Raw genomic sequence first — 26,810 nt, 5'->3', positions numbered from 1 at the left:
TCTACACTACCCTCCAATTTGAGACATGCGCCTACCTGTTGGTGCATGCGACTGACTCTCATCGACGAAAGCTTTGGCCATTTCGTGATTCAGTGGTTTGAAATGCAATGCTCGGAAAAAGAGGTCGCGTACCGCTTCATCATTTCCAATGCACTTACGAACGTTAAACTCATCCGACCAATATAGGCATGGCTTTATATTTCCATCCGCTGTCAAACGAAGTCGGTTGCAAGTTTCGAAGAAATGATCGCTCACGGGATGAATAAGCCCAAAACTGCCCTTGGCGCCTTCTATCCGAAACGTTTGTGCGGGTCCGTTGCCTCGCACATGATGACTCGCAGCCACTTTCCAGTTCAAATGATGGCAGCGTTCTAATACGGTGGACAATGGCAGATAGGACTGCTTCCACCTCATGTCGTTGTGACCGATGGGCATGTACTCAATAAAGCGAACTTGTAAATGACTATCGATCGTGAGCTGAAGAAAATCTTCTATTTCGTCATCGTTGATCCCCTTCATAAGAACGACGTTCAACTTAATCGGATCTATCCCTACTTGTTGGCATGCAGCTATACTATCCAGAACTCGCTGGACATCTCCACCGCGGGTAATCAACGAAAAACGATCCGCTTTCAATGTATCCAGACTGATATTCACACGGTTCAAGCCGGCTTCTTTTAATTTTTGGGCCTTTCTCGCCAAGAAAATACCATTGGTAGTCAAAGCGATATCTTCGATCCCTGGAATTCCGGCTATCGCGGATACCAAATTTTCAATGCCTTTGCGGACCAATGGTTCTCCTCCTGTCAGTCTTACTTTTTTGACCCCCATGTCGGCCAAAGCCCTCACAACCTCTGTTATTTCTTTTATAGACAGGATATTTGCATCAGGTTCAAATTCCATTCCATCAGCAGGCATGCAGTAAACACAGCGCAAGTTGCAACGATCTGTTACTGAAATGCGCAGATAGTCATGGACACGACCAAAAGCGTCCACCAATTCACTTGGAAGCACTGGACCTCCCCCTTTCAGCATTATGAACGCCCCCTTGTTTCGTCGATGAAGAGATCTGTTATGTCAGACATGATCGTAATCGATGACTCTGTGACGATGGAATCTTCCACTGCCTTCAAAGTACCATATTCATCATGCAGGACATGTGATAAAACGCACACCGGTTGAATCACGAGTGTTTTTCCCCCTTCCCTCCCATACGGATTTTTGGGAGCGCTTGTATAACATGGAAGGATCGGGCACATGAAAAAGCTGTCAGGGAACATCAGTTCCTCCGACAGCGTATCTGTGGCTAGCATCCTATGATTCTATTGATTACAGAAGAGGCAAGATTGCGTTTGCGTACGCTTGGGCTCCCTTTTGATTGGGATGACCGATCGAGGCACGCTTGCAAATCTCGAAATCCAAGCCTGTGCACCCTGCTTCTGTGCAGGAGACGAGGCGCTCGGCTGCGATCAGGTCTTGAGGAGTCAGGTCCAAATTGATGCCGAATACATAGGGATCATCCGTCAGCGCCGCATGCTCCGGACCAAAATTCGGATCGGCGAAAAAGATACGAGGTTTATCGAGCTCCGCATTTCTCTCATCGATGGCTTTACGCAGGTAGAGCTTTGATTCTGCTTCAAGCTGGGCACAACGTTTGTATACCTTTTCCAACTCAGCTGCACCCAGAATTCCTCCGGCTGCACCGCCGCCGACACCTCCGACAATGGCCCCTACGCCGATCAATAGTGCTTCTACCACAGCCATATCGCTCTTTTCAGACACAGGTGGATAATAACCGGTAACGATGACCTTGGCTTGTGTAAATTTATTCGTCACCTCGACCAGCAATTTCTTCATGCTCACAAAGAAATAGTCATAATGTAATTTCCCCAAATCGGCTGGATGGAAAGGATTCAGAACTGTCCGAACATCGACATCGTTCATACCTCCATCCAAAAGAATCAGATCCACCAAGTCAGCCTCGCCTTTGAAGAACGCACATTGCTGCAGGATCGTTGGGAACGATTTAGGTACCTCGCCGTCTACGGGGGCCACTACATCATCCTTACCCTCTCCAATAATGGCTCCGGAATGAGCGAGTACTTGTGTATATTGCTTGATATTTCCTTCTCTGGCCTGAACGGCTGCACCCACGATGGAATAAAACTTCTCATGCTCCTGCAAGCCTTGCCCCCAGCTCACGGAATCGCCCATCACGAGCATATGGAAAGTTTCTAGGGTCAGTGGAATTTCATTCGAAGGTGTGCCATCGGAAAGCCGCACTTTCAGGGTCACCTGTTCACCCGCTGGATTGCTCTCAACATCGGCCGGTCGAATCAAGGTAAATTCCATTTGCGTCGAACTTACCATCCGTACATCAGACATTTCTTGGTTGTTTACCAAGACGAGAGTCCCTTCGGAAAAGCCGCTTCCATTCACGATCACTTTTTGTCCGGGCCTCACCCGTGTTTTCACTTGATTCTCCTGTTGGGCGGAAATGACTCGTGGATTCACGAAGACGGATGCCTTGCTGGAAAGAGTCATATCTGATTGTCGTACTTGGAGCGTATGGGAACCTCCTGTCACGAAAGGCAAGACAAAATGGAGCATAGTATCACTTACTACCTGGGTTTTCGTTTCTGTGCCATCGATCAGCACCACATCGGTTTTGGTATAACGACTTCCTTCCAGCGTCACTGTATCACCTGCGAATGCATAGAGCGGAGATACATGGCTGATCGACGGCTCCAAGAGCTTGCGTCTGAATTCATCTGCGTCGATGGCACGAAAGCTGACAGGTTCAGACACTCGGCCTCCCGCATATCCGACACGACCAGCATCGGCAAATGAACCCTGCGCTCCCGGTTGACCTGCCGTTCTCGGCCCGGGACCACATGCCGTACCGAATTTTCCATTCTTGGTGTCACCTACGGCTCCACCCGGTCCGCCTGCTCCAGGATTGCCAGGAATTCCCCCTGCCCCCGGGCTGCCTCCCTCAATCGTGATTGCAAAGCCTTGCGAATAATTTTGGATGATCGTTTGTGGCGCGTACAGGGTCAGCCGACCGCCAGCGCCCCCATTGCCACCCGGGCCTCCGTAGCCAGCTGCACCGCCACTTCCTCCATTTCCACCTGCTCCTGCTCCGGCTTTGCAGAAACCTGCCCAATCCAATTCGGCCGGCTTGCCTTTTCCTCCTCTGCCACCATCTCCACCGTCTTGCCCAGGCCCACCTTGTGTGCCATCTTGCCCTTTCAAGTCAAAATGAGGACGTCCCTCCATATTGAGGACCCATAATTCGAGTTCAGGAGCAGCAGCGCCGTCGAATCCACGGTCTCCGGGCAATCCATGTGTTCCAGGTGTACCCGGAATGCCGGAGAGCGTCGAAGACATCGGTGCATCTGGCGGTGTTATTGGTTTTTGTCGTTTGGCTGGAACATAGCGGTAAGGACGCTCCCATGTAAATGTAACATTTTGTCCGACCGTCAACTTTTCGGCGATGATGATCAAGTAGCGCTGCGGATATTTCAAAATAACATTCGTTCCATCCTCGATATAAATTTCCGATGCGGCCCAATAGGCAGTGTCTACCGATATATTCAAGGCCGAAGCAGGAGACGGTACAGCTAATGCAGCCGTCATTTTTTTAGGAAACGGAATTGCTTGTAACAGTTCCGCTTTTCCGCTCAACATTTGCAACGTTGGAGTAGATTTGGCTGAGTCGATTCGATACGCAGACTGAATCATGGTATTCCCACTGACGAGCGTGGGGGTTGGTTTCGTCAATCCCGACTGAGGTACAATCGTTCCGCGGATTTTGAGCGACCCCAGACTGGACAGGGACGTAATCCCGAATGACTCTAGCACCGCTTTATGATACGTCATTCGATCCTGAACCATTTGGGGTGCTGCTTGGAAGGAAGCCGGATTCACAGCCATGGTCGTAATCCCGAGCGTATTTCCCCCTGCATTGAACGTGTTTGTAGAAGTTGACATTCTTTTTTCCTCTCCCTTATCACCATGAATGAAATAGTTTGTGCGAGCCAGTCTCCACTGCATAGATAATTATTCTTGGCTAACACCGAATTCCCCTAACTCCCGAAAGCTGATTTTTCTTCTTTGTGGAGGGAGTATCTCCCCTCGATGCGCCCATATAATCTCCACATGATTGCCTTCCGGATCAAGAAAAGAAAAACGTGCATATTCGCTCTCCACATACGGACCATGTGCCAAAATACCGTGCTCCGTCAGCCTTCTCCACACTTCCTTGAAGTGATCCAACGTATCCACCCAAAAAGCCAGATGCACATGATGCGGATTGTTCAGGATGAGCAAATCATGCCTGCCCGATTGCGGATCAATCGCCAAGCATGCCGTTTCGTCGCTATGGTTCACCACTGCCAGTTCTAGTGCGGTTTCATAAAAAGAAGCCAATCTGCGAACATCATGCGCATATAAGGAAATGTGACCCAAGCGGCTTAGCTTTGACATGTTCCCTCCATCCTTTCGTGTTGACTCGCCTGTTTTCATCCTAACACCGAGAATACGGGGCTCGATATTACTCGAAAGGATGCATCCAAAAGGATACCCGTGCGATAAATATGAGTACCCAGTATAAAAGAAGCGTAGTAAAATCGTAGGAAGAAAAAGGTAAAACCTTGTGATGGAGCAGGTGAGGCTATGAATTATCAGGATAGCTTTGAAGAGCTGGAAAGTCGTCTGTTGGTAGGACGAACCGAGGAAGTCCTTCATTTTTTGAAGTTGCTTGCGGATGAGCGGCGCTCCAAAAAAATCATGAATCTCTTCGGGACCACAGGCGTGGGAAAAAGCTATTTGCTCGACGAGTTCAGGCGGCAGGCTCATCTGCGTCAAGCAGCTACTCTCTCTTTGGACAGCGAGCAATTTTGGCACACGCCCTCTGATTTTTGCCTACAAATTTTGCAGGCATTGCACGTTTATCATAAGGGAGAAGAGCAGCATCCTTCCCAATTGTTGGAGGAATGTGTTTCGAAGCTGAATGAAAAAGCAGCTGATCAGAGACTCGTCCTCTTTCTCGACATTTACGAGAACTTGGACGGCTTGGACCATTGGCTGCGCGAATATTTTTTCAAACGAATAAGCGCGAATATCCTGATCGTGATCGCAGGGCGGCATCCGCTGTCTGAAGCTTGGCTTCTTTCGCCCGGTTGGCGGCACTTCATCAGTAGGGTCCCTTTGTCCCATCTTCCTTACGATGCTGTCGAGCGGTATGCGCATTACTGTCACATTTTTGAACCGCCTATCATCCAAGAAATGTGGCGGCGCTCCAAAGGGCATCCCCTTACCCTGTCATTGCTGTCCTTTACCTTGCAGCCGAGAGATCAGGAAGAAAACGGTGCTTTTCATGAGGAAATGCATACGCTGCCGTTCGTCGTAAGCCAATGGCTGCGCGAAGTTCCCGGCGAGCATTTGCGTCCTCTTGTGGAAGCAGCTGCTGTTTTGCGCCACTTCAATCAGGATAATCTGTCTTTTTTATTGAAAAGGGAAATTACGGCGTCTGAGTTTTTCCAATTGATCCGATTTTCATTTGTACGGAAAGTGGACAGCGGCTGGACGATTCATTCCTTGATGAGAGAATCCATTGCTCAGGATATGCGGGCACGGACTCCGCTTCATTTTGCAGATTTGCAGAAGCGGGCCGTTCACTACTATTATGAGAAGTTCACCAAATCAGCGCATTCGGTCCGCACACCAGAAGCTTTGGAGCTTACCTTCTTTTTAGGTGACGCACTCATTCGCGCCTTTTTAAATTGGTTCGATCCATTACCCAAACCGTTCGAATCGATGCACACTGGTCATCGGGAGGAACTGCTGGAGTATATCCGCAATCAGCGGCACTCTCCCTCCCCTAAAACGATCAAGCTGTTTGATCCGCACACAAACCGCGATTTTGATTTTCACCTGACAGCGGAGCAAACCTTGTACCCATTGAATTGGCTTGATCATGACCGTTTATTCTCGCTGGGATACGACGTGCTTCGCGTTCTGCGCAATGAAAACGGAGCGATCTCGGCTCTTGCCGCAGTTGTTCCCATCAACGAAAAAACCCTTCCTTACCTGATGGAACATTCCGGCTCTCGTTCCTATTTCACCGCTCTATCCAAACAAGAGCTAGAACGGTTCAGCGTGCCGGAACACACACGGGCTGGCTGGTTCATTCACACCATTCATCAAGACGATTATGAGGATGTTTCCCAACATACAGCCATCGGTCATATGCTGCATGGTTTGATGTTCACCGGAGAATTTTTGTTGTGTTCACCTGCACCATTTCCTTTTTTCAAAGCTGCCCACGAAAGTTTGGGATTTGATATTGCCCAATTCGCCACCCACACCAATTATGACGGAGTAACACCCACCCTCGTATTTTTCCGTGATACGCAAGGCGAGCATCTCCCCGCTTATTTGCAAAAGCTGCTCAAACGATCCGGATTGGATGCGGATTTGCCCCTGGAAGAAGAAGCGATTCCAGCTGCTGCTCCACCGACGTCACCAGGCATAGTCACAACGATAGAATTGAGCATGCTGACGGCACGAGAACAGGAAGTAGCCGCCCTTGTGCTGGAGGGATTGACGAACGCGCAAATCGCTGCCCGCTTGTATTTGAGTGAAGTCACTGTAAAAAAGCATTTGAAATCGATTTTTGAGAAGATGGATGTCAGCAACCGGACACAGTTGGTGAAAAAAATGCTTGTGTAGGACGAAAAAAGAGGAACCGCAGATGGCGGCTCCTCTTTTTAAATGGCTAGGGCATGATATACGGTCGTTCAAATAAAATATTCTCGATTGCCCCTACAGTCTTTTCCGTCAACTCACGTTCCTGATCCACGTTTGTGAGATAAATAATCGTTTTATCTGTTTGAATATATCTTATCAAGTAGCTTCGATACCCCGGCCAGCCTCCACTGTGATGCACGACTTTTCCTGTCACCTGATTTTCACGCAGCCGCCAGCCATAACCATAATTAGATATACTATTGTCAGTAAGCTGCACGGGAGAAAACCCTCTCTCTAGCGTTTCTTTTTTTACCAGCTTTTCTGTGTAAAGGGCTCTGTCCCACTTACGCAAGTCATCCAGTGTCGAACTGATCGCACCGTCTCCCTGAATGCCATCCAGATAAATGACAAAATCGTGCTCACTCGATTCATCCGGTAACACAAATGCTTCAGAGTGAGGAGAATACACGTATCCATAGGCGTAATGCTGGATCAACTCAGGAGAATATCTTCGGTTGTACACTTTCGTGTTTTGCATACCTAGTGGTTGAAAAATCTGTTGCTGCAAGAAATCGGCAAATCGTGTATCAGCTACGTGTTCTACGATAGAAGCCAATAAAGCATAGCCGGTATTACTGTACGCGTGCTTTTCATTGGGTTGAAACAACACATCGGGTCGATGCTTGATTAGCTGTTCGAGTATGTCTTGATTCGTAGCCACTCGCGTTTTATCCCAAGATTCAGAAAACAACTCCATGTAATCAGGCAAACCAGATGTGTGTACGAGTAGATTCTCTACCGTAATATCGGCATAAGGAAAATCTGGAAGGAGGGCGTCAATTTTATCTGTATAGTCGAGCTTGCCTTGCTCTTGCAAGATCATGATGCCCATTGCTGTAAACGCCTTGGAAACCGATGCGAGTTCAAATACCGAATCTGGTGACAATCTTTCAGCCGTTTCCAGATTGGCCATTCCTATGGAATTTTGATAAAAAGCGTTCCCTTCTTCTAAGATCAAGATGTTGCCGTTCCAATTGTTTTGTTCGGCAAGCGTAGAGAAAAGCTCATCAAGCTGGTGGTATCTCGCATCACTAACGTTGGCTCGCTGGGTCATTTTTCGTTTCCCCCACTCGTTTTTTTATCTTGAATAGTAAATTGTCTTCCAGCAAAAGCCATTCGCACAATTTCATTATTTCCCAATCTGATAAACCGTGCGGAGAAATCGGTTCCAAAAGCCCGGACTACAAAGAGATCTTCAGCAAACGGTCTCATTACGTAGTTTTCTCCCAAAAAGGAGAGCATCAGCTGACCATTTTCCAATCGGATCGGCAATGTCCCAAACTCACTCGATTGATAATCCCCTGCGTATTGATCCATAGCTTCCTCGGTTAGGAAATCAATCTTGCTAACCAGATGGGAGGATTCAGGAGGGCGGTTTTCCAGACTATTTAGCGCACCCAACATAACCGCCAAGACCGGCGACAATTCTAGATTGGACAGTGCCACTCCGGCCAGGCCTGTTTCGGGAAAGAAGCACATTTGAGCCGTAACCCCTTTAATACCACCACTATGTTCAACTAGCGTTTTTCCGTAGTAGTCTGAGGTTATGACCAAGCCATACCCGTAAAATTGACCTGGTACCATATCAGTCGGAAAATAAGGGGTCATCATTTGTTGTACACTTTCAGGTGTCAGGATACGTTTTCCCCCTGCTGTAAGCCCACCTTTGCAGAACATGTCCGTATATTGCAGCATATCCCGCACCGTTGATTTTAGGAATCCTGCCGCCCGAGAAGCGGGAGTATCCCACCAATTCAGAGATGGAATCACTTCCTTGTGATCACCTCTGTCTTGCATGATATACAGATTTGTAATATTCTCATAGCCATTCAGCTCTTCCAGAAAAAAGCTCGTGTGCTCCATCCCGATTGGATCTATGATATGCTCCTTGACATAAGCCTCATACGACATCCCGCTGACGCGCGTAATAATCGCTCCCAGCAAGGCAAAACAATCATTGGAATAACTGAACTCTGTACCTGGTGGCCCTAAAAGCTCTAAATCTAATGTAGAAATAACACTCATCAGGTCTTCGTACGTATCGATTGGTACCGTTTCATCTGTCTGGTTTTGCAAGAATGGAAAGTCTTCTAACTCCTTCGCTTCCAAGCTTCGCATTACACTAGCAAAAAATGTTGGTAAGGGAGGAATTCCACTCGTATTCGTCATAAAATGATGAATCGTGATCTGCCCCACATCAATATTTTTCAGACGGAATTCCGGCAAGTATTTGACAACAGGGTCATGTACGGATAACTTACCAGCTTCTTGTAATTGCATGACCGCCACACAGGTAAAGGATTTTGTTATGGATCCAATTCCAAATACCGTATCGATTGTAACTCCTAACTGTCGTTCGACATCACGGAAGCCAAATCCGTTACTATAGAAGATTTGACCATCTTTTGCTAATCCCATACAAACACCAGGAACCTGACTGTCTGTTATCATTTTTTGAGCATATTTTTCAAAAGAATCAATCCATCCGATATTTTGCATGCGCTTCTCTCCTTTGTTGACATGTAGTTAGTTCTCGATCCAACTGTCATTATATGTCGGCATGACAGATGTCCACTTTACTCCTTTTACTCGAGCGTTTAAGACAGTAAAGGCCTTCTCGTAATAGAGAGGGACAACATACGCTTGCTCAATCAGTTGCTTTTGTACATCCATATACACTTGCTTTCTGGCATCAGTCTGTACGGTTGTACGCCCTTTCAAAAGGAGGGCATCCAGCTTGTCATCTTTTACACCAGACAGATTGTAGACACCTCTGGAATGAAAATAAAAGTATAAAATATCAGGGTCATCATAGGCACCCGAAATCAACGTTACATCAAAATTTCCTTTGACGACTTCCTGCATGTACCCAGCTATTTCCAGATTCTGAATCATTATGTTGATACCAGCCTCTCCCTGCATGGCTTGGAGCAATTGGGCTTCTTTGTCAAAATCTGCGGTACTGAGTAACTTCAGACTCAGTGTTTTTCCGTCCTTTTCTCTCACACCATTTCCGTTTACTCTCCAACCAGCATCGTCCAACAATTTCTTTGCTTCGTCCACACTATACGCGTACCCGTACTTCTCTAAGGATTTGTCATACCCTAGCGTCGATGGAGATAACGGTGTATGGGCTACTTCGCCTTCTCCCTGCGTAACAGCTTGGATAATGGCTTCTTTATTGACGAGCATTTGAAATGCTTTTCGCACCTGAATATCTTCAAACGGTGGTCTCTTCAGATTCATCTCCATCAATAAGCCCAGACCTGGGCGTAAGCGCTCAATCACTTCATATTTCGAATTATTCCGATAATAATTTGCGTCTTTCACAGGGATTTCCGTCGCTACATCGATAGCATCACTCTCTAGCGCTGATAACCTGAGTTGGCTGTCAGCAATCGCTTTTATGACAAGTTTGTCTGCTCTTGGAGGACCTTGATTTTCATAATATGGCTCTGCCCACTGAAAAGCTTCATTTCTAACATAGGTGACACCTTCGCCCGTTTTCCAGCTCTCAAACTTCCACGGGCCTACTCCGACAGGACTCCGGCCATAGTCCTCTCCAGCCTTTTCAATCGCTTTTAACGATAGCGGCTGTGTTACATAATTCCCAAGCGAATCGAGGAAGGCAGTATTAGGATCATGTAGTTCCAGAACGAGGGTCTGATCGTTTGGCGCTCTTACACTTTTTATTGGAGCCATTACTTCAGCGGCTGTTTTTGCTTTTGTCTGCGGATTGAGAACACGATCGAAGGTTTCCTTAAAACTTTTTGCAGTCAGAGGTGTTCCATCGTGAAAGGTAATCCCGGAACGAATGGTGAAGGTCCACGTTTTGCCATCCTCAGAAATTTTATAGTTACTTGCCAGAGAGGGCTTGTATTCGTTTGTGGCAGGATCCTTATATAGCAGTGATCCACCGAGCAACCAGGTATAGACCCCAGCAGATCCAGCAGACATGTGAGCATCTAACGTATCCGGTTCATAAGGGTACGCTACTGTAATGGTTCCGCCCGTTTTGGGTTCAGCACTCTCCTGTTGCTCGGCTGGCACAGTTGTTTGCGTGCTGCAACCAACCACCAAGAACATACATAGAGTGACAAATCCCCCCCAAAAGACACTGTACGTTTTTCGCTTGTTTTTCTTCATGTGTCAGCATGCCACCTCCTACCCTTTTCTTTTTGAAAGAACTTCCGATGATGACAGATGATTTCACCTCCTTCGCATGCTGTAACAAAGAGTACATTACTCTTCATCCAGTTGTTGAAGCTTCCACTGTAATCCTTGGTAGAATAATTCATTTGTTTTCAAATACGGTTGCAGACTAGGGTACAGGATTGAGCAAATTCTTCTGAAACGTTCGACATTTTCTGATTGGCTTGAAAGCAACTTTTCAGCAAACCGACGGAAAAATGACGGCGAGACAGGAAGTTCATCAACATCGGCAAACATCGAGACATACTCTTGAATATTCGCCTGTACCAAAGGACTGTCTGGAGTTGCATGTTGCTCCGCTGCCTTCAACAACTGTTGATGGTTTTTAAGCAATCTGGCGCTCCACATCTCCACACTGATCTTAGGCAGGTGAACTACTTCCAGGAAGGTCATAACATCCTGCTTCATCTCCTGGACAATCTGTGGATCATTAAACATTCCCTCCAACTCATCTAATGCAGCTGTTTGTGCTGCCGAAAGCTTGCCTTCCAGCAACGAAGAGACGTTAACCCCTAGCAAAAATATCTCTCGCCATTCAACTGGGAATTGTTCAGGAAAAACGGACGAAACCATTTTTTCCAAAATAAACTTTTCCCGTTCCAATGCATCTGCAGAAATGGATTCAATCAGCTCGTGCATATAGCTCAAAGAATCATTGCCACCCTTACTCTGCTTTGTTTGTTCCAAAATGGATTTCATGCTGGCAAGAGTACGCATTTGGATGTCCAAAGCTTCAATTTGCCATTCTATCGCCATATCAACAGGTATATCCCCAGCTAACATTCTCTTGATCTCATCAATACCAAAGTTTAAGTAGCGAAGGGTTAGGATCAGTTTTAACCGCCATATTTCCTCTGCCGTATACATACGATGACCCCCAGGAGTTATCTCAGCAGGTGAAAGCAGGCCAATCTCGTCATAATAACGAACAGTGGGTACAGAAGATCCTGTCATTTTCGCCACTTGTCCGATGAAGAACTTCACGTCCTTCGTTGTTCGATCAGTTTGTTGATTTTGTGTGGTGTCTAATCTGTTCCTCGCCTTTCCGTTCAAGTTACAACACCTCCTAACCAATTATATAACCTCAAGTAACTTGAGATTCAAGTGGCAACATGAAAAAGCCAGGTGGTTGTTGACACCTGGCTTCGTAAACTCGAAGGTTTACATGATCGGACGGTTGAAGTTATTCATAGAGATCTGTGCTTAGATATTTGAGCCCTGAATCATTAATCGTCAACACAATATTTGCGCCTTTTTCTTTTCCTTTCAAAAGCTGTAAGGCAACCGCAACATTTGCTCCTGAAGAAAATCCTGCGAATATTCCTTCTTTTCTTGCTAGTTCTCTAGCAACTTGTGTCGCTTCTTTATCTGTAACATGGATGTAGTCTGTAACGAAGTTCCTATCCAGAAGGGGTAAATCCATGGAATATCCCCCACCTTGGATCTTGTGATTGAGGTTAGTAGCAGCTTTGCCAGAGTAGAACGGTGCGGTGTAAGGTTCAACTAAATAACACCGAATGTTGGGATTATACTTTTTTAACGTTTTTGCGCAACCTGTAAAAGTGCCACCCGAACCAGCAAAATCAAGGAAAACGTCTACTTTTCCATTCGTTTGTTTCCAAATTTCTTCCCCCGTGTGAAATTCATGAGCATGAATATTGCCAATGTGATGAAATTGGTCTGCACGGAACGCATTTCTTTCTTTTGTTATTTGCTGCGCAACTTCTTCCACTTTAGCAAGGTCTTCACCAGATACTTGCCCGATAGGAGAACCAGGCGCTTGGTCTACTAAAACAACTTCTGCTCCCAGTGCTTGCATCATCCTCGCTCTTTCCATTGAATTTCCTTTTGACATGACAGCAACGAATTTATACCCCTTGACTCCGCAAACAATCGCAAGCCCTGTCCCTGTATTGCCACTCGTCAATTCCACCACAGTATCATTTGGTTTTAGTATTACAGCCTTCTCAGCCTCTTCAATGATCTGCAAGGCGATTCTATCCTTTTTGCTAAAGCCTGGATTTAAATATTCCAGTTTGGCGAAAATATTTCCATCGAGATTTTCTGTTAGCCTAGAAAGATGAACCATGGGAGTGTTACCAATCGCTTGATGAACCCCTGATAAAATCGTGTTCTCCATAGACATAGCGCCTCTTTTCGTATATTTTGGACTATATAGTGTCTGCTTCAAACTATATATAGCTCGATTGTAAAGTATAACGCACATACGTACAATATAGCGTCCGCGCTCGATGGAGGGTATTTAATGGAAGAATTTCACACAAATATTGGAGAGAACATAAAGCGTATTCGGAAAGAAAGAAACTTGAGCTTGGATAAAACTTCTGAAATAACAGGTGTTAGCAAAACAATGTTAGGACAAATTGAAAGAGGCAAGTCGGCTCCAACTATCACAACCCTTTGGAAAATAGCTAGCGGGTTGCGCTTATCCTTTTCTTCACTCGTTAGTCAATTCAAGCCGAATGTTACGATCGTAAAAAAGAAGGAAGTAAATCCGATTATTGAAAATAACGGACAGTATCGTGTATATCCACTGGTACCGTACAATCCAGAACAACAGTTTGAGATCTTCTCGGTAACCCTTGAACCAGGATGCGAGCATATAGCAGAACCGCATTCAACAGGGGTTGAGGAATTCATTCTCGTAAATGAAGGCACGCTAGAGGTTGTTGTCAATGAACAAGTTTATATAGTTGAGCCTGAGGATACTCTTATTTTTAAAGCAGACAGGCCTCACATTTATCGAAACAACGGAGATCGTATCGTAAAGTGTTCCGTAGTCATTCACTACTCCAGTCAATGAAAACAAAGAGAAACCCCACTACATGTAGGGTTTCTCTTCCGTTAGATCACTAGTATATTTGCTATCCGTTAGCATTGTTCCCCCATTCCTGTTTCCGCTCATGGAGCGAGCTCGCAATAATACGGTCAAGCAGTTGTGTAAAAGTCATACCTGCTGCAGCTGCACTCTTTGGAAACAGGCTGTTGGCAGTCATCCCCGGTAAGGTGTTCACTTCTAGCACGTAAGGCATATCCTCACACAAAATCATATCGACCCTTGCATAGACCTTGCACTGCAGTAGTCGGTAGCTAGCGAGCGCCGCCTCGCGCACACGCTGCTGAGTAACAGGAGGAAGCTCGATTACCTTCTCCTCCGCACCGCCGTCTTCATATTTCGCTTGGTAGTCGAACCACTCTGAATGCGCGGAGCGGATGCCGATAATCGGTAGTACCTCGCCATCCAGAATCGCGCAGGTAAGCTCCGTCCCTTTCAAATAGGTCTCAATTAAGATTCCCTGATCCAAATGGCTGGCTTCCTGAACTGCTGACAGCAGCTCCTTCTCATTATGCACGAGCTGGACACCAATACTGGATCCTCCCATGTTCGGCTTCACAATCACCGGGTAACTCAATTGCTCAATCGCCTGAGGATCATAAGCATCCTTCCAGTAAAGTCCTGCAGGCGTTTGAATGCCTGCCTCTTTCAGCAGCATTTTGGACAGTTGCTTATTCATACATAAGCTACTTGCCAGGACACCGCTTCCTGTATATGGAATACCCAGTGTCTCCAGCGCTCCCTGTACCGTACCATCCTCACCATATTGGCCATGCAGCGCCAATAGCGCGAAATCGATGCCTTCCTGCTGAATCTGTGTGATTAAATCCGCTCGCTGCGTAACGACAATGGGAACTGCCTCATAGCGAGTGCGATCCAAATGATTGATCATCTCTTGACCAGTCTTCAGAGAAACCTCACGCTCAGAAGAAATACCACCCATGATAACGCCTATCTTCATACTGACACCTCATTTTTCTTCAAATGGTTGTGCGGTTTGTAATTGTTATGCCTTAAGAAAGAGACGCGCCTGTTTGCCGATTATCTGAATACCCCGCTCGATATTTTCATCTGTTACTCGTGAAAAACCAAGTCGCAAGGTATTCGTCCCAGTTCCTTCTTGAATAAAAAATTTGTCCCCCGGTGTAAAAATGACACCGTGTTCTGTGCAAACTTCTAGCAACTGGCGTGTATTTACGGCTGACGGAAAGGTAAGAAATAAATGCAAGCCCCCATCGCCAGACAGTTGCGCCTCGGGGAGATGTGCTTCACAGCATGCCTTCGTCAGCTCATATTTGCGCTTATATTCCATACGGGCCTTTTTTACATATTTATCGAAATTTCCATTCAGCAAATATTGATAGAGTATCGATTGATCGATGGTTGATGTATGAATGGTGCGTGCACGCTTAATGCTTTCCAGATTATCGATTAGTGCCTTGTCTCCTAGCACCCAACCCACTCGCAATCCAGGGAACAGTACCTTGGAGAAGCTACCAATATAAATGACTCCGTTCCCTTGCCCTGCTGTCGCGATTAGTGGCGCAACATGCGCTCCCGAGTAGCGCAGCTCTTCATTGAATCCATCCTCGATCACCGGAATCTGATAGCGCATCAGTAATTTCATTACGGCACTGCGCTTCGCTGGCGACATGACAATACCTGTCGGATTGTGATAGGAAGGAGTCAAATAGGCCAGATCGAAGCTGTTTGTCTGCTCCTGCAATACCGCCTCAAGCTCCCCCACATCAATACCATCACTCTCCATCGGAATGCCGGTAATCTCAAATCCTTGCAGCTTCAAATTCTTGATCGCTGTATGATGGGTTGGATTTTCACAAATGGCTGCCCCGCGGCGGGTAGAAGGGCGCAATGCCGACAGTACTATGTCAAAACCCTCTGTAAATCCGCTTGTAATCAGCATATCCTTGCCACTTAAATCGACGCCCTTATTCTCCATATAACGCATCAAGTAATCGATTAGTGGCTTGTAGCCCTTGGCATAACCGTAGTTGAGCAGCACTTGTCCTTCGATTGCCATCCGATCCATAAAGGCTCGCCTTACATCCCCCAGATCAAACAACTGCTCATCCGGCGCGATGCTTGTGAACGAAATGGTTCCTTTTTTGGCGCGAATGCCCTGCTTCATCATATCCAGCTCTGCAGCGGATACAGCATATTCGTTCATTCGTGCCTTCCAGTCGATCTGCCAGGAGTCGGTGCCGTCAGCTCCTCCTTTATCCGCAGCCAAATGGCCCTCCATAGCGGTAACATAGCTGCCTTTGCCGGGAATCGCATACGCAAATCCGTCATCCTCTAGGCCTTCGTAGGCTGCAATCACCGAATTGCGACTCACCTTTAGCAGACTGCTCATTTCTCGTGTGGAGGGCAGCTTTTGATCCGGCTGAAGCGCGCCTTTGATTATTAAACGTTTGACGTATTCTTTCACTTGTATCGCGACTGGACGGTCACCAACAAGCTTGAAATCCTGGAACATCCTTCATCGCCCCCGTCTATAATGATGGCATGGGAGACGAGAGAAAAAAAGAACCACCGCACTGGATTTTTCATCCTTCGGTGGTTCCTCTGTAGCGGTCAGCATCCACCCAGCGGTAAAAATGAAAGTAAAAAAGAACCCATTTTGCTAAGGGTTCCTCTTTTTCGATCATTTTTTAGTAGGCCGATAGTGAATCCTTCACCAGATACTATCTTCTTTATGGGTGTTTTGTGCCATCACAATATATTTGTCCAATTGCTGGCTTACACCCAAAACTACGTCACTTGTAAGACCATGTTTTCCTGCCAATTCAATCATTTGTTGTCGTAGTTGTTCGATGCTTGTTTCTAGATCCAAGTGGTGGCGACTTGCTTCTATTCCCGCGCCCCAGATCGTGCACTTGCTTTTCGGGGCACCTTCTAATTCTCTTTTCGGGGATGTTCCTAGGTGCACAGGGACGTCCCTTTCTAATGAACTTGCGAAAGCTTTTATGTTAAGCACCTCCTATGATTTACAAAATATTACATTAACAAGTATAAATGAATATGCAAGAATTCACCAACTAAGAAAAAATTGAATAGAAAAAAACATCCTATCGAAAGGATGTTTTTTTCTATAATGGATAAATCCATTCGCTCGTAAGCGTTCACTACACCTTTTTCCCGATCAACAATTCCACTTCTTCGATTTCCTTCGGGATCTGCGATGAGAGCACCTCGCAGCCGTCTTCTGTTACTAACACATTATCTTCAATCCGAATGCCAATCGCTTCTTCCTCTATGTACAGACCAGGTTCAATCGTGATCACCATACCAGGTTGCAAAGCAGCACTGTAATCCGAGACATCGTGCGTATCCAGTCCAAGGTGATGAGCCACGGAATGATAGTAGTATTTGGAGAGCTCACTGCTTTCTTGGATGAGGCCGAGGCGCAGCAGGCCATCTGTCAGGACTTGTTTCGTGACATCATTGAGTTGTGTGAGTGTGCCACCAGGCTTGACTGCTTCGATGGTCTTGATTTCTGCTTCGAGCACGAGTTGATAGATCGCTTTCTGACGTTCTGTAAAGCGACCATTCACAGGAAACGTTCGCGAAATATCCGCCGCATAGTAGTTCGATGTTGCACCGAGATCGAGGAGGACCAAGTCACCATCTTCCGCACGCTGATTATTAGCTTCATAGTGCAAGACAGTAGCATTGATTCCGCTAGCAATAATGGGTAAATAAGGAAGCTCGCGAACACCATGCGACTTCAACGTGAAATCATAGTGCGCCTCTAGCTCATATTCCATGATGCCAGGACGTGCATACGACCACATGCGCTGGATTGCTTCATCTGTGATCGCAATCGCACGTCTGATTTCTTCGATCTCTGCCGGACTTTTCACCATACGCAGTTCTTTCAGCCATGGGCCCGCATCGTGAATCTGCAGGGTCCGGTATTTCTTCTGCGCGTCTTCGGCAAAAGTCTCTGCAGGAGTCTGCTCGTCGCTCCACAAATAGCGATACAAGTCGAGATAGAGCGAGTACTTGCCTTCGCAGCGCCTCATAAAGGTTCCAAATGACTCCAGCCACTCATCGAGATAGTCGAAGTGTTCGATACCAGACTGCTCTTTCGCCTCTTGATCCGATAAGACGGCCCCTGTCCATTTCGCTTCCAGCTCATTTGGGCGCTGAAGAAATAACGTTTCGGTCACGATGCCAGCTCGTTTCGTGATCATAAGAATGAGGTTACTGCGCGCAATGCCGGTTAGATAATAGAAGTTGCGGTTCGGTGAAAACGGATATTTATCGTCATTGCTGCGTGTCTTGACAACCCCTGAAAATAGGACAAGTGCGCTGTGGTCAGGCATTTTTTCCGCGAGTTTTTGACGGCGATTGATGAACTCTTTTGAATCCATAGTTATTGTCATTTGTTTTATACCCCTTCATTCGTGAGTTTCTTCATGGCTTGATCCAGCATAGGAAAGGAAAGGCGCTCTTAATCGCAAAGAGTTCAGTATAGTCTGACAATCATCCGCTGATTTCACATTGATAGATCGTCATGTATCCTCCTTTCTTCTATATTTTAGGATACTTTCATCCATAAAACAAAGAGCAGATGCTTTAGGCCAGCTGCTCCTTGTTATCGTAGATTACGACCACATTTTATTAATCGTTACTCTGCCACTCTTTTCGCCCAGCGCAGGTCCGGTGTCCCGGTTACACTGAAGCGGATGCCTTCGACCTTTTTGCTGTTGAGGTAGTTTTCGTTATTGAAATAAACCGGGATGACGGGCATGTCCTGCATCAAAATGGTTTCAGCGTCGTGCAGAAGCTTCATGCGTGCTTCCTCTTTTTGCTCAACCTTTGCTTTTTCGATCAGCTCGTCAAACTTCGAATTGGCCCAGTTAGTGAAGTTACGGGAGCTTTTCCCTGTATACAGCTCCAGCATCGCGAGCGGATCGAAGTAATCGCCGCCCCAGCCCATGCGGGCAATCTGGAAGTTTTTCTGCTTGAACGTATCGATGTACGTTTTCCACTCTTGATTTTCCAGCTTCACTTGCACACCCAAGTTTTGCTTGAACATTTCTTGTAGCGCTTCGGCAATCTTCTTGTGGTTTTCCGCGGTGCTGTATTTCAATGTAATTGACGGAAGCTCTGTCCAGCCTTCTTCCTTCAAGCCTTCAGTCAGGAGCTGCTTCGCCTTAACCGGATCAAACTGATAGTAAGGCGCTACTTCTTCTCGGAAGTCCTTGCCCGAAGGAGTTTTCACCCCAAATGGCGTATAACCGTACGCCGGGAGCTGGCCTCCCTTGGTCACGTTTTTCGTCAGGATGTCCCGATCGATCGCGTAGGAAAAGGCCTGACGAATTTTCGCATTAGTGAATGGCTTTTCCTCTACGTTGAACGTGTACGTATAAATGCTGTAGTCCGGGAATGATTTGTACTCTTCTTTTTCTTTTTCCTGCTCAATTACGTCGATCGGCAAGGAGTCAATCAGGTCGAGCGCTCCTGTTTTGAACATCTGGTAGTAGGTGGTCGCTTCGTTCACCATCTTGAAGTGGACGGTTTCCATCGTTACCTTTTCTTTCTCCCAGTAGCTCTTACTTTTGGCGATTGTCAGTTGACTGTTGTGGTCCCAGCTCTCCACGGTGTACGGGCCATTGGTCACGATACCTTTCGCTTCAGCCGCCCAGTTTTTGTCTGCATCCACGACTTTCTTGTTCACCGGCAGATAGGCGCGACTCATCATGATTTTCGGGAAATAGGTGATCGGGTCTTTCAATCCGACGATGAGTGTTCGGTCATCCTTTGCCTTGATCTGAACGTCATCCACGCTACCTTTGCCCGTGTTATATGCCTCCGCGCCTTGTATGTAGTAGAGTGCGGATGGTTCATAGGCTGCAGTCTGCGGATTCAGCACGCGTTTCCAGGAGTATTCGTAGTCATGCGCCGTCAACGGATCGCCGTTTGACCATTTCATCGCGGGTCGCAGGGTAAACGTGTAGGTTTTTCCGTCCGGGGAGACTGCTACCTTTTCTGCTGCGCCTTCGCTGATGTCTCCATGCTGGCTGTATCGGTACAATCCTTCATACAGATGGTCAATCACCCAGTACGAGGTGGTATCAGAAGCGAATGCCGGGTCTAACGTGTACGGTTCGCCCCGCAGGTTAGCGGTCATGACTTGTTTGACGGCTGCTCCCGTCTGTTGATCGGAAGACGCAGCCGGTTTATCGCTGCCGCACGCAGAAAGCGCAGGTATAGCGAGCGCCAGCAATGCGGCAAAAGCGAGCAATCCCTTTTTCATTATGATTTCCTCCTTGTTCTCCTCTATCTACTGTATAAGATGGCAAGCGATCCAGTGTCCGTGCCTCACCTCCTTCCAGTCCGGCGCTGTTTCTGCACAAACGCCTTGGGCAACCGGACATCTGGTGCGAAACGGGCAACCGCTTGGCGGATGAATCGGGCTGGGCGGTTCTCCGGTCAGTACAATCTGCTCCCGCTCTTCGCGCTGGGAAGGATGGGAGACGGGCATGGCCGAGATCAATGCCTGCGTGTATGGATGTAGCGGCGTAGCAAACAACTCCTCGCTCGGTGCCAGCTCCACCATCCGCCCCAGGTACATCACACCAATCCGGTCGCTGATGTGCTTCACCATCGACAGGTCATGGGCGATAAACAGATAGGTGATGGACCGCTCTGCCTGAAGATCGGCTAAAAGATTGACGATTTGCGCCTGGATGGACACATCTAGTGCGGAGATGGACTCGTCTGCCACGATAAAGCTGGGCTCCACCGCAAGCGCACGGGCGATTCCGATACGTTGTCGCTGTCCGCCGCTGAATTCATGCGGAAAGCGTTTTGCGTGGCTTGGGTGCAATCCTACGAGCTCTAGCAGTCGATAGATGCGTTCTTCTCGCCCTTTGCCTTTTGCCAATCCATAGGAGTCCATTCCTTCGGCGATGATGTCCCCCACTCGTAAACGCGGATTGAGTGAGGCCTGCGGATCTTGGAAGATCAGCTGCATGTGGCGGTTTGCTTCCCGTCTCTCGCGTCTATCCATCCTGGCAATGTCATTGCCTTGAAACAGGATTCGACCCGCAGTAGCTGGGTACAGGCCCACGATCGTCCTGCCCAGCGTAGACTTGCCGCAGCCACTTTCCCCAACGATTCCGAGCGTCTCCCCTCGCCTGATTTCAAAAGAGACTCGGTCAACAGCTCTAACCCGTTGGCCGCCGCCAATCTCAAACGATTTAGCGAGATTCTCCACCCCTACAATGTTGTCAACCATGTGTCTCCCTCCCTGCTACCATCCACATTTCTGCTTTCCGGGCACGCGGGTCGTTTAGCCAGCAGCTCGCCTCATGCTGATTGAAAAACGAATTCGATTGCGGCGTATGCTCTAAGCAAATTTCCATGGCAAATCGGCAACGTGCAGCGAACGGGCAACCGGCAGGCGGACAAAACAGATCCGGTGGTGTCCCTTCGATGGGGATCAGCCGCTCTTTTTTACCTGCATCGAGACGTGGCACAGACTGCAACAGCCCTTGTGTGTATGGATGGCGCGGGTTGTCAAAGATTTCTCCAACCGGGCCGCTCTCCACCACTACGCCTGCGTACATAACCGCTACATGATCGGCCACCTCTGCGACAACTCCCAGATCGTGGGTGATCAAAATGATCGAGGTGTTCAACTGCTCCTGCAACTCCTTCATCAGACGAAGAATCTGCGCCTGAATGGTCACGTCGAGCGCCGTCGTCGGTTCATCGGCAATAACCAACTGCGGTTGGCAGGCAAGCGCCATGGCGATTCCGACACGCTGCCGCATACCTCCGCTTAGCTCATGCGGATATTGGTCAAATCGCCTCGCCGCCTCCGAAATGCCTACCCTCTCCAGCAGTTTCAACGTCTCTTCCTTTGCTTCCGTCTTCGTCTGCTTTCGATGTTTGATCAGCCCTTCCGCAATCTGCTGGCCGATTTTCATCGTGGGGTTCAGCGAGGTCATCGGGTCCTGGAAAATCATACCGATCTGCGAGCCACGAACCTGCTGCCATTCCAACTTGGTCAGCCCCGTCAGTTCACGCCCGCGAAACTGAATGCTGCCGCCTTTTACCTGACCGGATCGCGGAGGAATCATCCCCATCAATGCCCGTGCAGTCACACTTTTTCCGCAGCCGCTTTCCCCGACAATCGCAAGCGTCTCTCCCTCCTTCACAGAAAAGGAAACCCCTCTTACTGCCTGCACCTCTCCACCGTACGTGCGAAAGGAGACGCGCAACTGATCTACTTCCAACAAAGGCTTCACGATGTACTCCCCCTCATTTCCTGATCCGCGGGTCCAGTGCGTCCTGCAAACCATCCCCGAGCGCGTTGCACGCGAACATGGTAAGGGAAATCATGAATCCCGGAAAAAACAGCCGCCACCACTGTCCGCTCAGCATAACCGCTAGCGCGTCATTGGCCATGGTTCCCCAGCTGGCGGTTGGCGCTTGCACACCCAGTCCAAGAAAGCTGAGAAACGATTCGGCAAAAATCGCATGCGGTATCGTAAAGGTCAGGTTGACGATGATGACGCCGATCGTATTCGGCAGCAGATGTTTGATGATGATTTTGGCATGAGAGGTACCCAGCTTTTCTGCAGCCAGTACAAACTCCTGACGCTTGATCTGCATGATTTGTCCTCTGACCAGGCGGGCCATTCCGACCCAGCCAGTTAGTGAAAGGGCAATAATGATCGTTGTGAGACCAGGCTCCAGAACCACCATCAGCAGGATTACCACCAGCAGATACGGAATGCTGTACAGAATTTCAGCCAACCGCATCAGGATGTTGTCCACACGGTCGCCCAGCTTGTTCCTCCCTGCCATGTAACCGGAAATCCCGCCGATGCATACACCAATCACTAGGTCGATGGCAGCTGCCGCTACACCAATAAACAAAGAGATTTGACCACCTACCCAGGTACGTGCCCACATGTCCCGACCCAAGTCATCCGTTCCAAACCAGTGCTCGCCCGATAGCGGCAGATTACCCTTCGTCAATGACTGTTCATGCGGGTTGTGGGGAACGAGCATCGGTCCGATGATCGAGAGAATCACCACTGTTGCAAGCAAGAGGAACCCGAGCATTGCCAGCTTGTTGCTGCATACCCGCTGCAATACCTCTTGCCAATACCCAAGACTGGGACGTTCCCGAATTTCTTCGGATAGCCTGTTTCGGTCTACTGGTCGAAACAGGCTATCCAGTTGTGTTGCCGGATTGGCCATAACGCTACTTCCCTCCACTCGTCAATCTGATGCGGGGGTCAATCACCCGATACAGTAGGTCGATGATGTACAAAGTAAAAATGAGCACAAAGCTGTAAAACACTGTCGTTCCCAAAATAACGGGGTAATCGCGGTTAAAAATGCTTTCCACGAAGTATTTGCCGAGCCCAGGAATGGCGAAAATCTTTTCCACCACAAAGGTTCCGGTCATCAGGTTGGCAAACAGCGGACCGATAAAGGTAAGAACCGGCAGAATGGCATTGCGCATCCCGTGTCTAACGACAATAGAAAAGGTGCCAAGCCCTTTCGCCTCCGCCGTGCTTATGTATTCCTGTTGCCAAACCTCAAGCATGCTGGCTCGTACGAAACGGGCGATAATGGCGAGCGGACCGATAGCGAGCGCAAGCGTTGGAAGTATCGAATGCTCCCAGCTCCCCCACGCAGCAACGGGAAGAAGCTCCCATTCGACCGCCAAGTACTTGATCAAAAGTGGCGCCAGAATAAAACTGGGGACGGAGATCCCAACGATGGCTGCAAACATAGACAAGAAATCCAAGGTTCGATTGTGATAGAGTGCCGCTACGATTCCCAGTGTGATTCCACCTGCCAACGCGACAATAAACGACTGGAGTCCCAGAACAGCAGAGGCGGGAAATCCCTCTGCAATCAGCGTGTTCACATCCCTCGTCTTGGACTGGATAGAGGGCCCCAAGTCAAATTGCAGCAATCCTTTCAGATAGAGCAGATACTGTACCGTGATTGGCTGATCCAGGTTGTACTCCGCCCGCATGTTTTTTACCACTTCTTCTGGAAGCATTTTGGCGTCAGACGCGAACGGGTCACCTGGAATCAGGTGCATGGTCACAAACGTTACCGTGACAATAATCCAAAGGGTAACGATCATGAGAAAGCCACGCTTTACCGCATAATGAAGCACGTTGTTTCCTCCTTCATATAATACAAAGTGAAATGATATGAATACTATGAATTATAAATATAGAAAACCCCTCTCCGAAAAGAAGAGGGGCAATTGCACGGTTCCCACCTTCTCATCTCGCAGAATAACTCCGCAGGAATTGGCACCGTAAGGTCAATCAGACCAAGGTTGCCGGGTTTCATCGGGCCAGTCCCTCCACCACTCTAGATAAGAATGTTCTATGAAATTTAATTTCATCGTAAAATTCTTTTTTATCTTATCACTTTACTCGGATATGTCAATGTTGTTCAATAACAATTGATTTTTCTTTATTTTATTTATGAAAAAAGTAAATCTTCACACACGTATGAATATGAGGATATCAGCCCAGATCTTAATTGTGGTGGCTAGGATCAACAAGGCAAGAATGGTTTGGAGAATCCGTGTGTCCAAACGTTTGCTGACCTTCGTACCGAGCGGCGCTGCCATGATACTGGCGATTACCATGATCACGGATGGCCACAGTAATATGTCCCCCGCCATCCATTTCCCTACAGTCGAACCGATGGAAGAAAGAAAGGTAATGGCCAGAGATGAAGCAATCGTAACTCTTGTCGGAATCTTGAGGATGATCAACATGATGGGAACCAAAATAAAAGCGCCAGCTGCCCCGACAATTCCGGAGGCGCCTCCGACAATCAAAGCGGATAATACGGCTGTTGGTTTATGAAAGATAACCTCGGTATTTTCTCGTTCGTCCATTCGCTTTTTTGGCAAGAACATCAAGATTACAGCAATAGTGGCCAGGATGGCGTAAACAATATTGATGGCTTCTGCCGATAGATATTTTCCTCCATACCCTCCAACCAAGCTTCCTACGATAATGGCACTTCCCATGTACAGAACGAGCTGGTAATGAATAAGCTTATCTTTTCGCAGAGTCCAAACAGCAGCTAGGGTGGCAAAAAATACTTGGATTGCACTTATTCCGGATACTTCGTGAGCTGTGTAAGCAACGAATCCAAGGGCGGGCGGAATGTACAGAAGCATCGGATACTTGATGATGGAGCCACCGATTCCGACGAGACCAGAGATAAACGATCCCGCGAAACCGATAACAAACAGAGTGATCACAAGGTCGATAGTCATAGGCTCACCCTTTGCAACACCTCGCTTCGTTTTATCCTCGTTCTACAACTGTCAAGCCGTCTTTTTGCCATTCCAAGATTCCGCCGCTCAAATTCATTACATCCTTGAATCCGTTTGCCTGAAGAATGCTTGCGCCAATAGCGGATCGGGCACCGGAACGGCACTGTACGAGAAGTGGCTTATCGTGTGGAATCTCATCCAGCCGCATGGCGAGCGTACCAAGCATGATGTGCTGTGCATCCGGAATGTGTCCTTCCTTCCACTCAGCCAGATTACGTACATCTACTACGTGAACCTCTCCCTTTTCCACTCGTTCTGCAATCTCCAGCGGTGTTACCTCTTCGATTGTCTCGAGTAAAGACACTTCACTTTCCATCAGCTTGCCGCTGGCGATAAAGCCTGTTACTTGATCAATCCCTACGGAATACAAGGTTTGCAAAATCCCGTCCAGCTCATCTGGGGTGGCCAGAATATGTACCGGGCGATCGTAATCGACGATCCAGCCCACCCAGTTGGCGAATGACTTGTTAAAAGGAATGTGAAGTGTTCCCTCCAGATGCCCCTTCGCAAATTTCTGGAAAGGACGCGTATCGACAATCTGTCCGTTTTCCAACGATTCCTTTACCTGTTTAAACGAGTTGAACTCTTGAACAACAGGGAGTTCGTTGAGCAAGGCAGGACCTTCCTTATTCACGCGTTTCATCACTGCAAAATACGATGGCGGCTCTGGTTGTCCATCCAGGAGTGCCTTGACGAATTCCTCTTCACTGGAGTGTGACATTGCCCAGTTAAAGAGCTTTTCATAGCCGACGGTAGAAGACGGCACGGCCCCCAGTGCTTTGCCGCAAGCGCTTCCTGCGCCATGAGCTGGCCATACCTGCATATAATCCGGCAGTTGCTTGAATTTTTGGAGGGACTGGAACATGGCTCTTGCACCTGATTCGGACGTACCCTTCATTCCCGCCGCTTTTTCGAGCAAGTCCGGTCTGCCGATATCGCCGACAAAGACAAAATCTCCCGTGAAGATCCCGATGGGGCGATCTGCATTCCCTCCGAGGTCTGTCAAAAGGAAGGAGATGCTTTCGGGTGTATGGCCAGGGGTATGCATGACTTCAAAGAGCAAGTTCCCGATAAAAAAGCGATCCCCATCGTGCACAAGCTGATGGTTCAAACCTTCCAAGTATTGATATTTCCAATCTTCGTCGCCCTCATTGGATAAAAACAGCTTCGCCTGATGAGCTGCGCCCAGTTCCCTGGCACCAGAGACAAAATCAGCGTGAATGTGGGTTTCCGTGGCGGCTACAATGGTAACCCCCTCTGCTTTGGCAACTTGAAAATAAGGAGCCAGATTGCGGGAGGGATCAATCACAATCGCCTCCCCGGTTTTTTGGCAACCGACCAGATAAGATGCATGGGACAGTTTTTCATCATAAAAGTAACGCAACAACATGGTGCATTCCTCCTTTAACATGTCTATTATTTGTTTGATTTTTCCGCGAGCACTTCGAGCAGCGATTGGGTAAAGCGAAGTGTCTGTTGGACGGTGGGATCTTTCATGAAGCTTGTCTCTGTTCCTTCCTGGCGTTCAAAATGATGCTCTCCTCCTCTCTTTCAAGA

At 47.9% G+C, this 26,810-nt stretch carries 22 protein-coding genes and 1 riboswitch; of the genes, 2 read left to right on the top strand and 20 right to left on the bottom strand.

The genetic code is table 11. The features are described from left to right. Positions 1 to 6: 6 nt before the first annotated feature. The 4 genes from moaA to ACM6JA_RS02760 all read right to left on the bottom strand — a co-directional run bounded on the left by moaA (position 7) and on the right by ACM6JA_RS02760 (position 4,488). Positions 7 to 1,035 carry a GTP 3',8-cyclase MoaA gene (moaA, locus tag ACM6JA_RS02775; protein ID WP_414851085.1) on the bottom strand — a complete coding sequence of 343 codons (1,029 nt, stop codon included), beginning with the start codon at positions 1,033 to 1,035 and terminating at the stop codon, positions 7 to 9. Then, entirely contained in the window at positions 1,035 to 1,187 is a 153-nt protein-coding gene (locus tag ACM6JA_RS02770) for a hypothetical protein (RefSeq protein WP_414851084.1), read from the bottom strand. Before ACM6JA_RS02770 ends, moaA begins: the two co-directional genes overlap by 1 nt. A gap of 142 nt (positions 1,188 to 1,329) precedes the next feature. Beyond that, a complete protein-coding gene (locus ACM6JA_RS02765; protein ID WP_414851083.1) occupies positions 1,330 to 3,993 on the bottom strand; it encodes an IPT/TIG domain-containing protein in 2,664 nt (887 codons plus the stop codon). A gap of 69 nt (positions 3,994 to 4,062) precedes the next feature. Further along, positions 4,063 to 4,488 (bottom strand): VOC family protein, encoded by a 426-nt coding sequence (locus ACM6JA_RS02760; protein WP_414851082.1) that lies wholly within the window; start codon positions 4,486 to 4,488, stop codon positions 4,063 to 4,065. Between the two features lie 189 nt (positions 4,489 to 4,677). On the opposite strand from ACM6JA_RS02760, the gene ACM6JA_RS02755 reads away from it, so the two are divergent. Further along, positions 4,678 to 6,735, top strand: coding sequence for a LuxR C-terminal-related transcriptional regulator (locus tag ACM6JA_RS02755; protein WP_414851081.1), 2,058 nt, complete (start codon positions 4,678 to 4,680; stop codon positions 6,733 to 6,735). Between the two features lie 46 nt (positions 6,736 to 6,781). Here ACM6JA_RS02755 and ACM6JA_RS02750 read toward each other — a convergent pair whose 3' ends face one another. The 5 genes from ACM6JA_RS02750 to ACM6JA_RS02730 form a co-directional block, all read right to left on the bottom strand. After that, complete coding sequence (locus ACM6JA_RS02750) at positions 6,782 to 7,867, bottom strand: serine hydrolase domain-containing protein (protein WP_414851080.1); 1,086 nt, start codon at positions 7,865 to 7,867, stop codon at positions 6,782 to 6,784. Beyond that, positions 7,864 to 9,312: a serine hydrolase domain-containing protein gene (locus ACM6JA_RS02745; RefSeq protein ID WP_414851079.1), complete on the bottom strand. Its 1,449-nt coding sequence runs from the start codon at positions 9,310 to 9,312 to the stop codon at positions 7,864 to 7,866. The genes ACM6JA_RS02750 and ACM6JA_RS02745 overlap by 4 nt, the downstream gene beginning before the upstream one ends. A gap of 27 nt (positions 9,313 to 9,339) precedes the next feature. Next, positions 9,340 to 10,959, bottom strand: a complete 1,620-nt coding sequence (locus ACM6JA_RS02740; protein ID WP_414851078.1) for an ABC transporter substrate-binding protein — start codon at positions 10,957 to 10,959, stop codon at positions 9,340 to 9,342. 96 nt (positions 10,960 to 11,055) lie between these two features. Beyond that, entirely contained in the window at positions 11,056 to 12,009 is a 954-nt protein-coding gene (locus tag ACM6JA_RS02735; protein ID WP_414851077.1) for a MerR family transcriptional regulator, read from the bottom strand. A 199-nt stretch (positions 12,010 to 12,208) separates the two neighbouring features. After that, the gene (locus tag ACM6JA_RS02730) at positions 12,209 to 13,165 is read right to left on the bottom strand and encodes a PLP-dependent cysteine synthase family protein (protein WP_414851076.1); all 957 of its coding nucleotides are present in this window, start codon (positions 13,163 to 13,165) and stop codon (positions 12,209 to 12,211) included. 126 nt (positions 13,166 to 13,291) lie between these two features. Between ACM6JA_RS02730 and ACM6JA_RS02725 the strand changes: the two genes are divergently transcribed. After that, entirely contained in the window at positions 13,292 to 13,849 is a 558-nt protein-coding gene (locus ACM6JA_RS02725) for a helix-turn-helix domain-containing protein (RefSeq protein ID WP_007721833.1), read from the top strand. A 61-nt stretch (positions 13,850 to 13,910) separates the two neighbouring features. Here ACM6JA_RS02725 and ACM6JA_RS02720 read toward each other — a convergent pair whose 3' ends face one another. From ACM6JA_RS02720 to ACM6JA_RS02670, 11 genes are all read right to left on the bottom strand, one after another. Further along, positions 13,911 to 14,843, bottom strand: coding sequence for a D-alanine--D-alanine ligase (locus ACM6JA_RS02720; RefSeq protein WP_414851075.1), 933 nt, complete (start codon positions 14,841 to 14,843; stop codon positions 13,911 to 13,913). A gap of 45 nt (positions 14,844 to 14,888) precedes the next feature. Further along, on the bottom strand, positions 14,889 to 16,379 hold the full coding sequence (locus ACM6JA_RS02715; RefSeq protein WP_414851074.1) for a PLP-dependent aminotransferase family protein: 1,491 nt from the start codon (positions 16,377 to 16,379) through the stop codon (positions 14,889 to 14,891). A gap of 198 nt (positions 16,380 to 16,577) precedes the next feature. Beyond that, a complete protein-coding gene (locus tag ACM6JA_RS02710) occupies positions 16,578 to 16,832 on the bottom strand; it encodes an aspartyl-phosphate phosphatase Spo0E family protein (RefSeq protein WP_007721830.1) in 255 nt (84 codons plus the stop codon). 196 nt (positions 16,833 to 17,028) lie between these two features. Then, positions 17,029 to 18,291 carry an aminopeptidase P family protein gene (locus tag ACM6JA_RS02705; protein WP_414851073.1) on the bottom strand — a complete coding sequence of 421 codons (1,263 nt, stop codon included), beginning with the start codon at positions 18,289 to 18,291 and terminating at the stop codon, positions 17,029 to 17,031. Between the two features lie 245 nt (positions 18,292 to 18,536). Next, a complete protein-coding gene (locus tag ACM6JA_RS02700; RefSeq protein WP_414851072.1) occupies positions 18,537 to 20,168 on the bottom strand; it encodes a peptide ABC transporter substrate-binding protein in 1,632 nt (543 codons plus the stop codon). Positions 20,169 to 20,195: 27 nt separating this feature from the next. Next, positions 20,196 to 21,152 carry an ABC transporter ATP-binding protein gene (locus ACM6JA_RS02695; protein WP_414851071.1) on the bottom strand — a complete coding sequence of 319 codons (957 nt, stop codon included), beginning with the start codon at positions 21,150 to 21,152 and terminating at the stop codon, positions 20,196 to 20,198. Next, on the bottom strand, positions 21,145 to 22,167 hold the full coding sequence (locus tag ACM6JA_RS02690; RefSeq protein ID WP_414851070.1) for an ABC transporter ATP-binding protein: 1,023 nt from the start codon (positions 22,165 to 22,167) through the stop codon (positions 21,145 to 21,147). Before ACM6JA_RS02690 ends, ACM6JA_RS02695 begins: the two co-directional genes overlap by 8 nt. Before the next feature lie 13 nt (positions 22,168 to 22,180). Then, positions 22,181 to 23,128 carry an ABC transporter permease gene (locus ACM6JA_RS02685; protein WP_414851069.1) on the bottom strand — a complete coding sequence of 316 codons (948 nt, stop codon included), beginning with the start codon at positions 23,126 to 23,128 and terminating at the stop codon, positions 22,181 to 22,183. 4 nt (positions 23,129 to 23,132) lie between these two features. Then, complete coding sequence (locus tag ACM6JA_RS02680) at positions 23,133 to 24,065, bottom strand: ABC transporter permease (RefSeq protein ID WP_414851068.1); 933 nt, start codon at positions 24,063 to 24,065, stop codon at positions 23,133 to 23,135. Positions 24,066 to 24,174: 109 nt separating this feature from the next. Continuing rightward, a riboswitch (SAM riboswitch) is annotated at positions 24,175 to 24,279 on the bottom strand. 122 nt (positions 24,280 to 24,401) lie between these two features. After that, the gene (locus tag ACM6JA_RS02675) at positions 24,402 to 25,193 is read right to left on the bottom strand and encodes a sulfite exporter TauE/SafE family protein (RefSeq protein WP_414851067.1); all 792 of its coding nucleotides are present in this window, start codon (positions 25,191 to 25,193) and stop codon (positions 24,402 to 24,404) included. A gap of 31 nt (positions 25,194 to 25,224) precedes the next feature. Further along, positions 25,225 to 26,643: an MBL fold metallo-hydrolase gene (locus ACM6JA_RS02670; RefSeq protein ID WP_414851066.1), complete on the bottom strand. Its 1,419-nt coding sequence runs from the start codon at positions 26,641 to 26,643 to the stop codon at positions 25,225 to 25,227. Positions 26,644 to 26,810 lie beyond the last annotated feature (167 nt).

Source organism: Brevibacillus sp. IT-7CA2 (assembly GCF_949767855.1).
Taxonomy (GTDB): Bacteria; Bacillota; Bacilli; order Brevibacillales; family Brevibacillaceae; genus Brevibacillus.
Note: the sequence above shows the minus strand (reverse complement) of the source record. Positions and strands in the feature narration are given on the sequence as shown.

Bases quoted from the DNA above. Each gene is read 5' to 3' on its own strand.
- moaA (WP_414851085.1), bottom strand. From the start codon at position 1,035: ATGCTGAAAGGGGGAGGTCCAGTGCTTCCAAGTGAATTGGTGGACGCT.
- ACM6JA_RS02765 (WP_414851083.1), bottom strand. From the start codon at position 3,993: ATGTCAACTTCTACAAACACGTTCAATGCAGGGGGAAATACGCTCGGG.
- ACM6JA_RS02760 (WP_414851082.1), bottom strand. From the start codon at position 4,488: ATGTCAAAGCTAAGCCGCTTGGGTCACATTTCCTTATATGCGCATGAT.
- ACM6JA_RS02755 (WP_414851081.1), top strand. From the start codon at position 4,678: ATGAATTATCAGGATAGCTTTGAAGAGCTGGAAAGTCGTCTGTTGGTA.
- ACM6JA_RS02750 (WP_414851080.1), bottom strand. From the start codon at position 7,867: ATGACCCAGCGAGCCAACGTTAGTGATGCGAGATACCACCAGCTTGAT.
- ACM6JA_RS02745 (WP_414851079.1), bottom strand. From the start codon at position 9,312: ATGCAAAATATCGGATGGATTGATTCTTTTGAAAAATATGCTCAAAAA.
- ACM6JA_RS02740 (WP_414851078.1), bottom strand. From the start codon at position 10,959: ATGAAGAAAAACAAGCGAAAAACGTACAGTGTCTTTTGGGGGGGATTT.
- ACM6JA_RS02730 (WP_414851076.1), bottom strand. From the start codon at position 13,165: ATGGAGAACACGATTTTATCAGGGGTTCATCAAGCGATTGGTAACACT.
- ACM6JA_RS02725 (WP_007721833.1), top strand. From the start codon at position 13,292: ATGGAAGAATTTCACACAAATATTGGAGAGAACATAAAGCGTATTCGG.
- ACM6JA_RS02720 (WP_414851075.1), bottom strand. From the start codon at position 14,843: ATGAAGATAGGCGTTATCATGGGTGGTATTTCTTCTGAGCGTGAGGTT.
- ACM6JA_RS02715 (WP_414851074.1), bottom strand. From the start codon at position 16,379: ATGTTCCAGGATTTCAAGCTTGTTGGTGACCGTCCAGTCGCGATACAA.
- ACM6JA_RS02705 (WP_414851073.1), bottom strand. From the start codon at position 18,291: ATGACAATAACTATGGATTCAAAAGAGTTCATCAATCGCCGTCAAAAA.
- ACM6JA_RS02700 (WP_414851072.1), bottom strand. From the start codon at position 20,168: ATGAAAAAGGGATTGCTCGCTTTTGCCGCATTGCTGGCGCTCGCTATA.
- ACM6JA_RS02695 (WP_414851071.1), bottom strand. From the start codon at position 21,152: ATGGTTGACAACATTGTAGGGGTGGAGAATCTCGCTAAATCGTTTGAG.
- ACM6JA_RS02685 (WP_414851069.1), bottom strand. From the start codon at position 23,128: ATGGCCAATCCGGCAACACAACTGGATAGCCTGTTTCGACCAGTAGAC.
- ACM6JA_RS02675 (WP_414851067.1), bottom strand. From the start codon at position 25,193: ATGACTATCGACCTTGTGATCACTCTGTTTGTTATCGGTTTCGCGGGA.
- ACM6JA_RS02670 (WP_414851066.1), bottom strand. From the start codon at position 26,643: ATGTTGTTGCGTTACTTTTATGATGAAAAACTGTCCCATGCATCTTAT.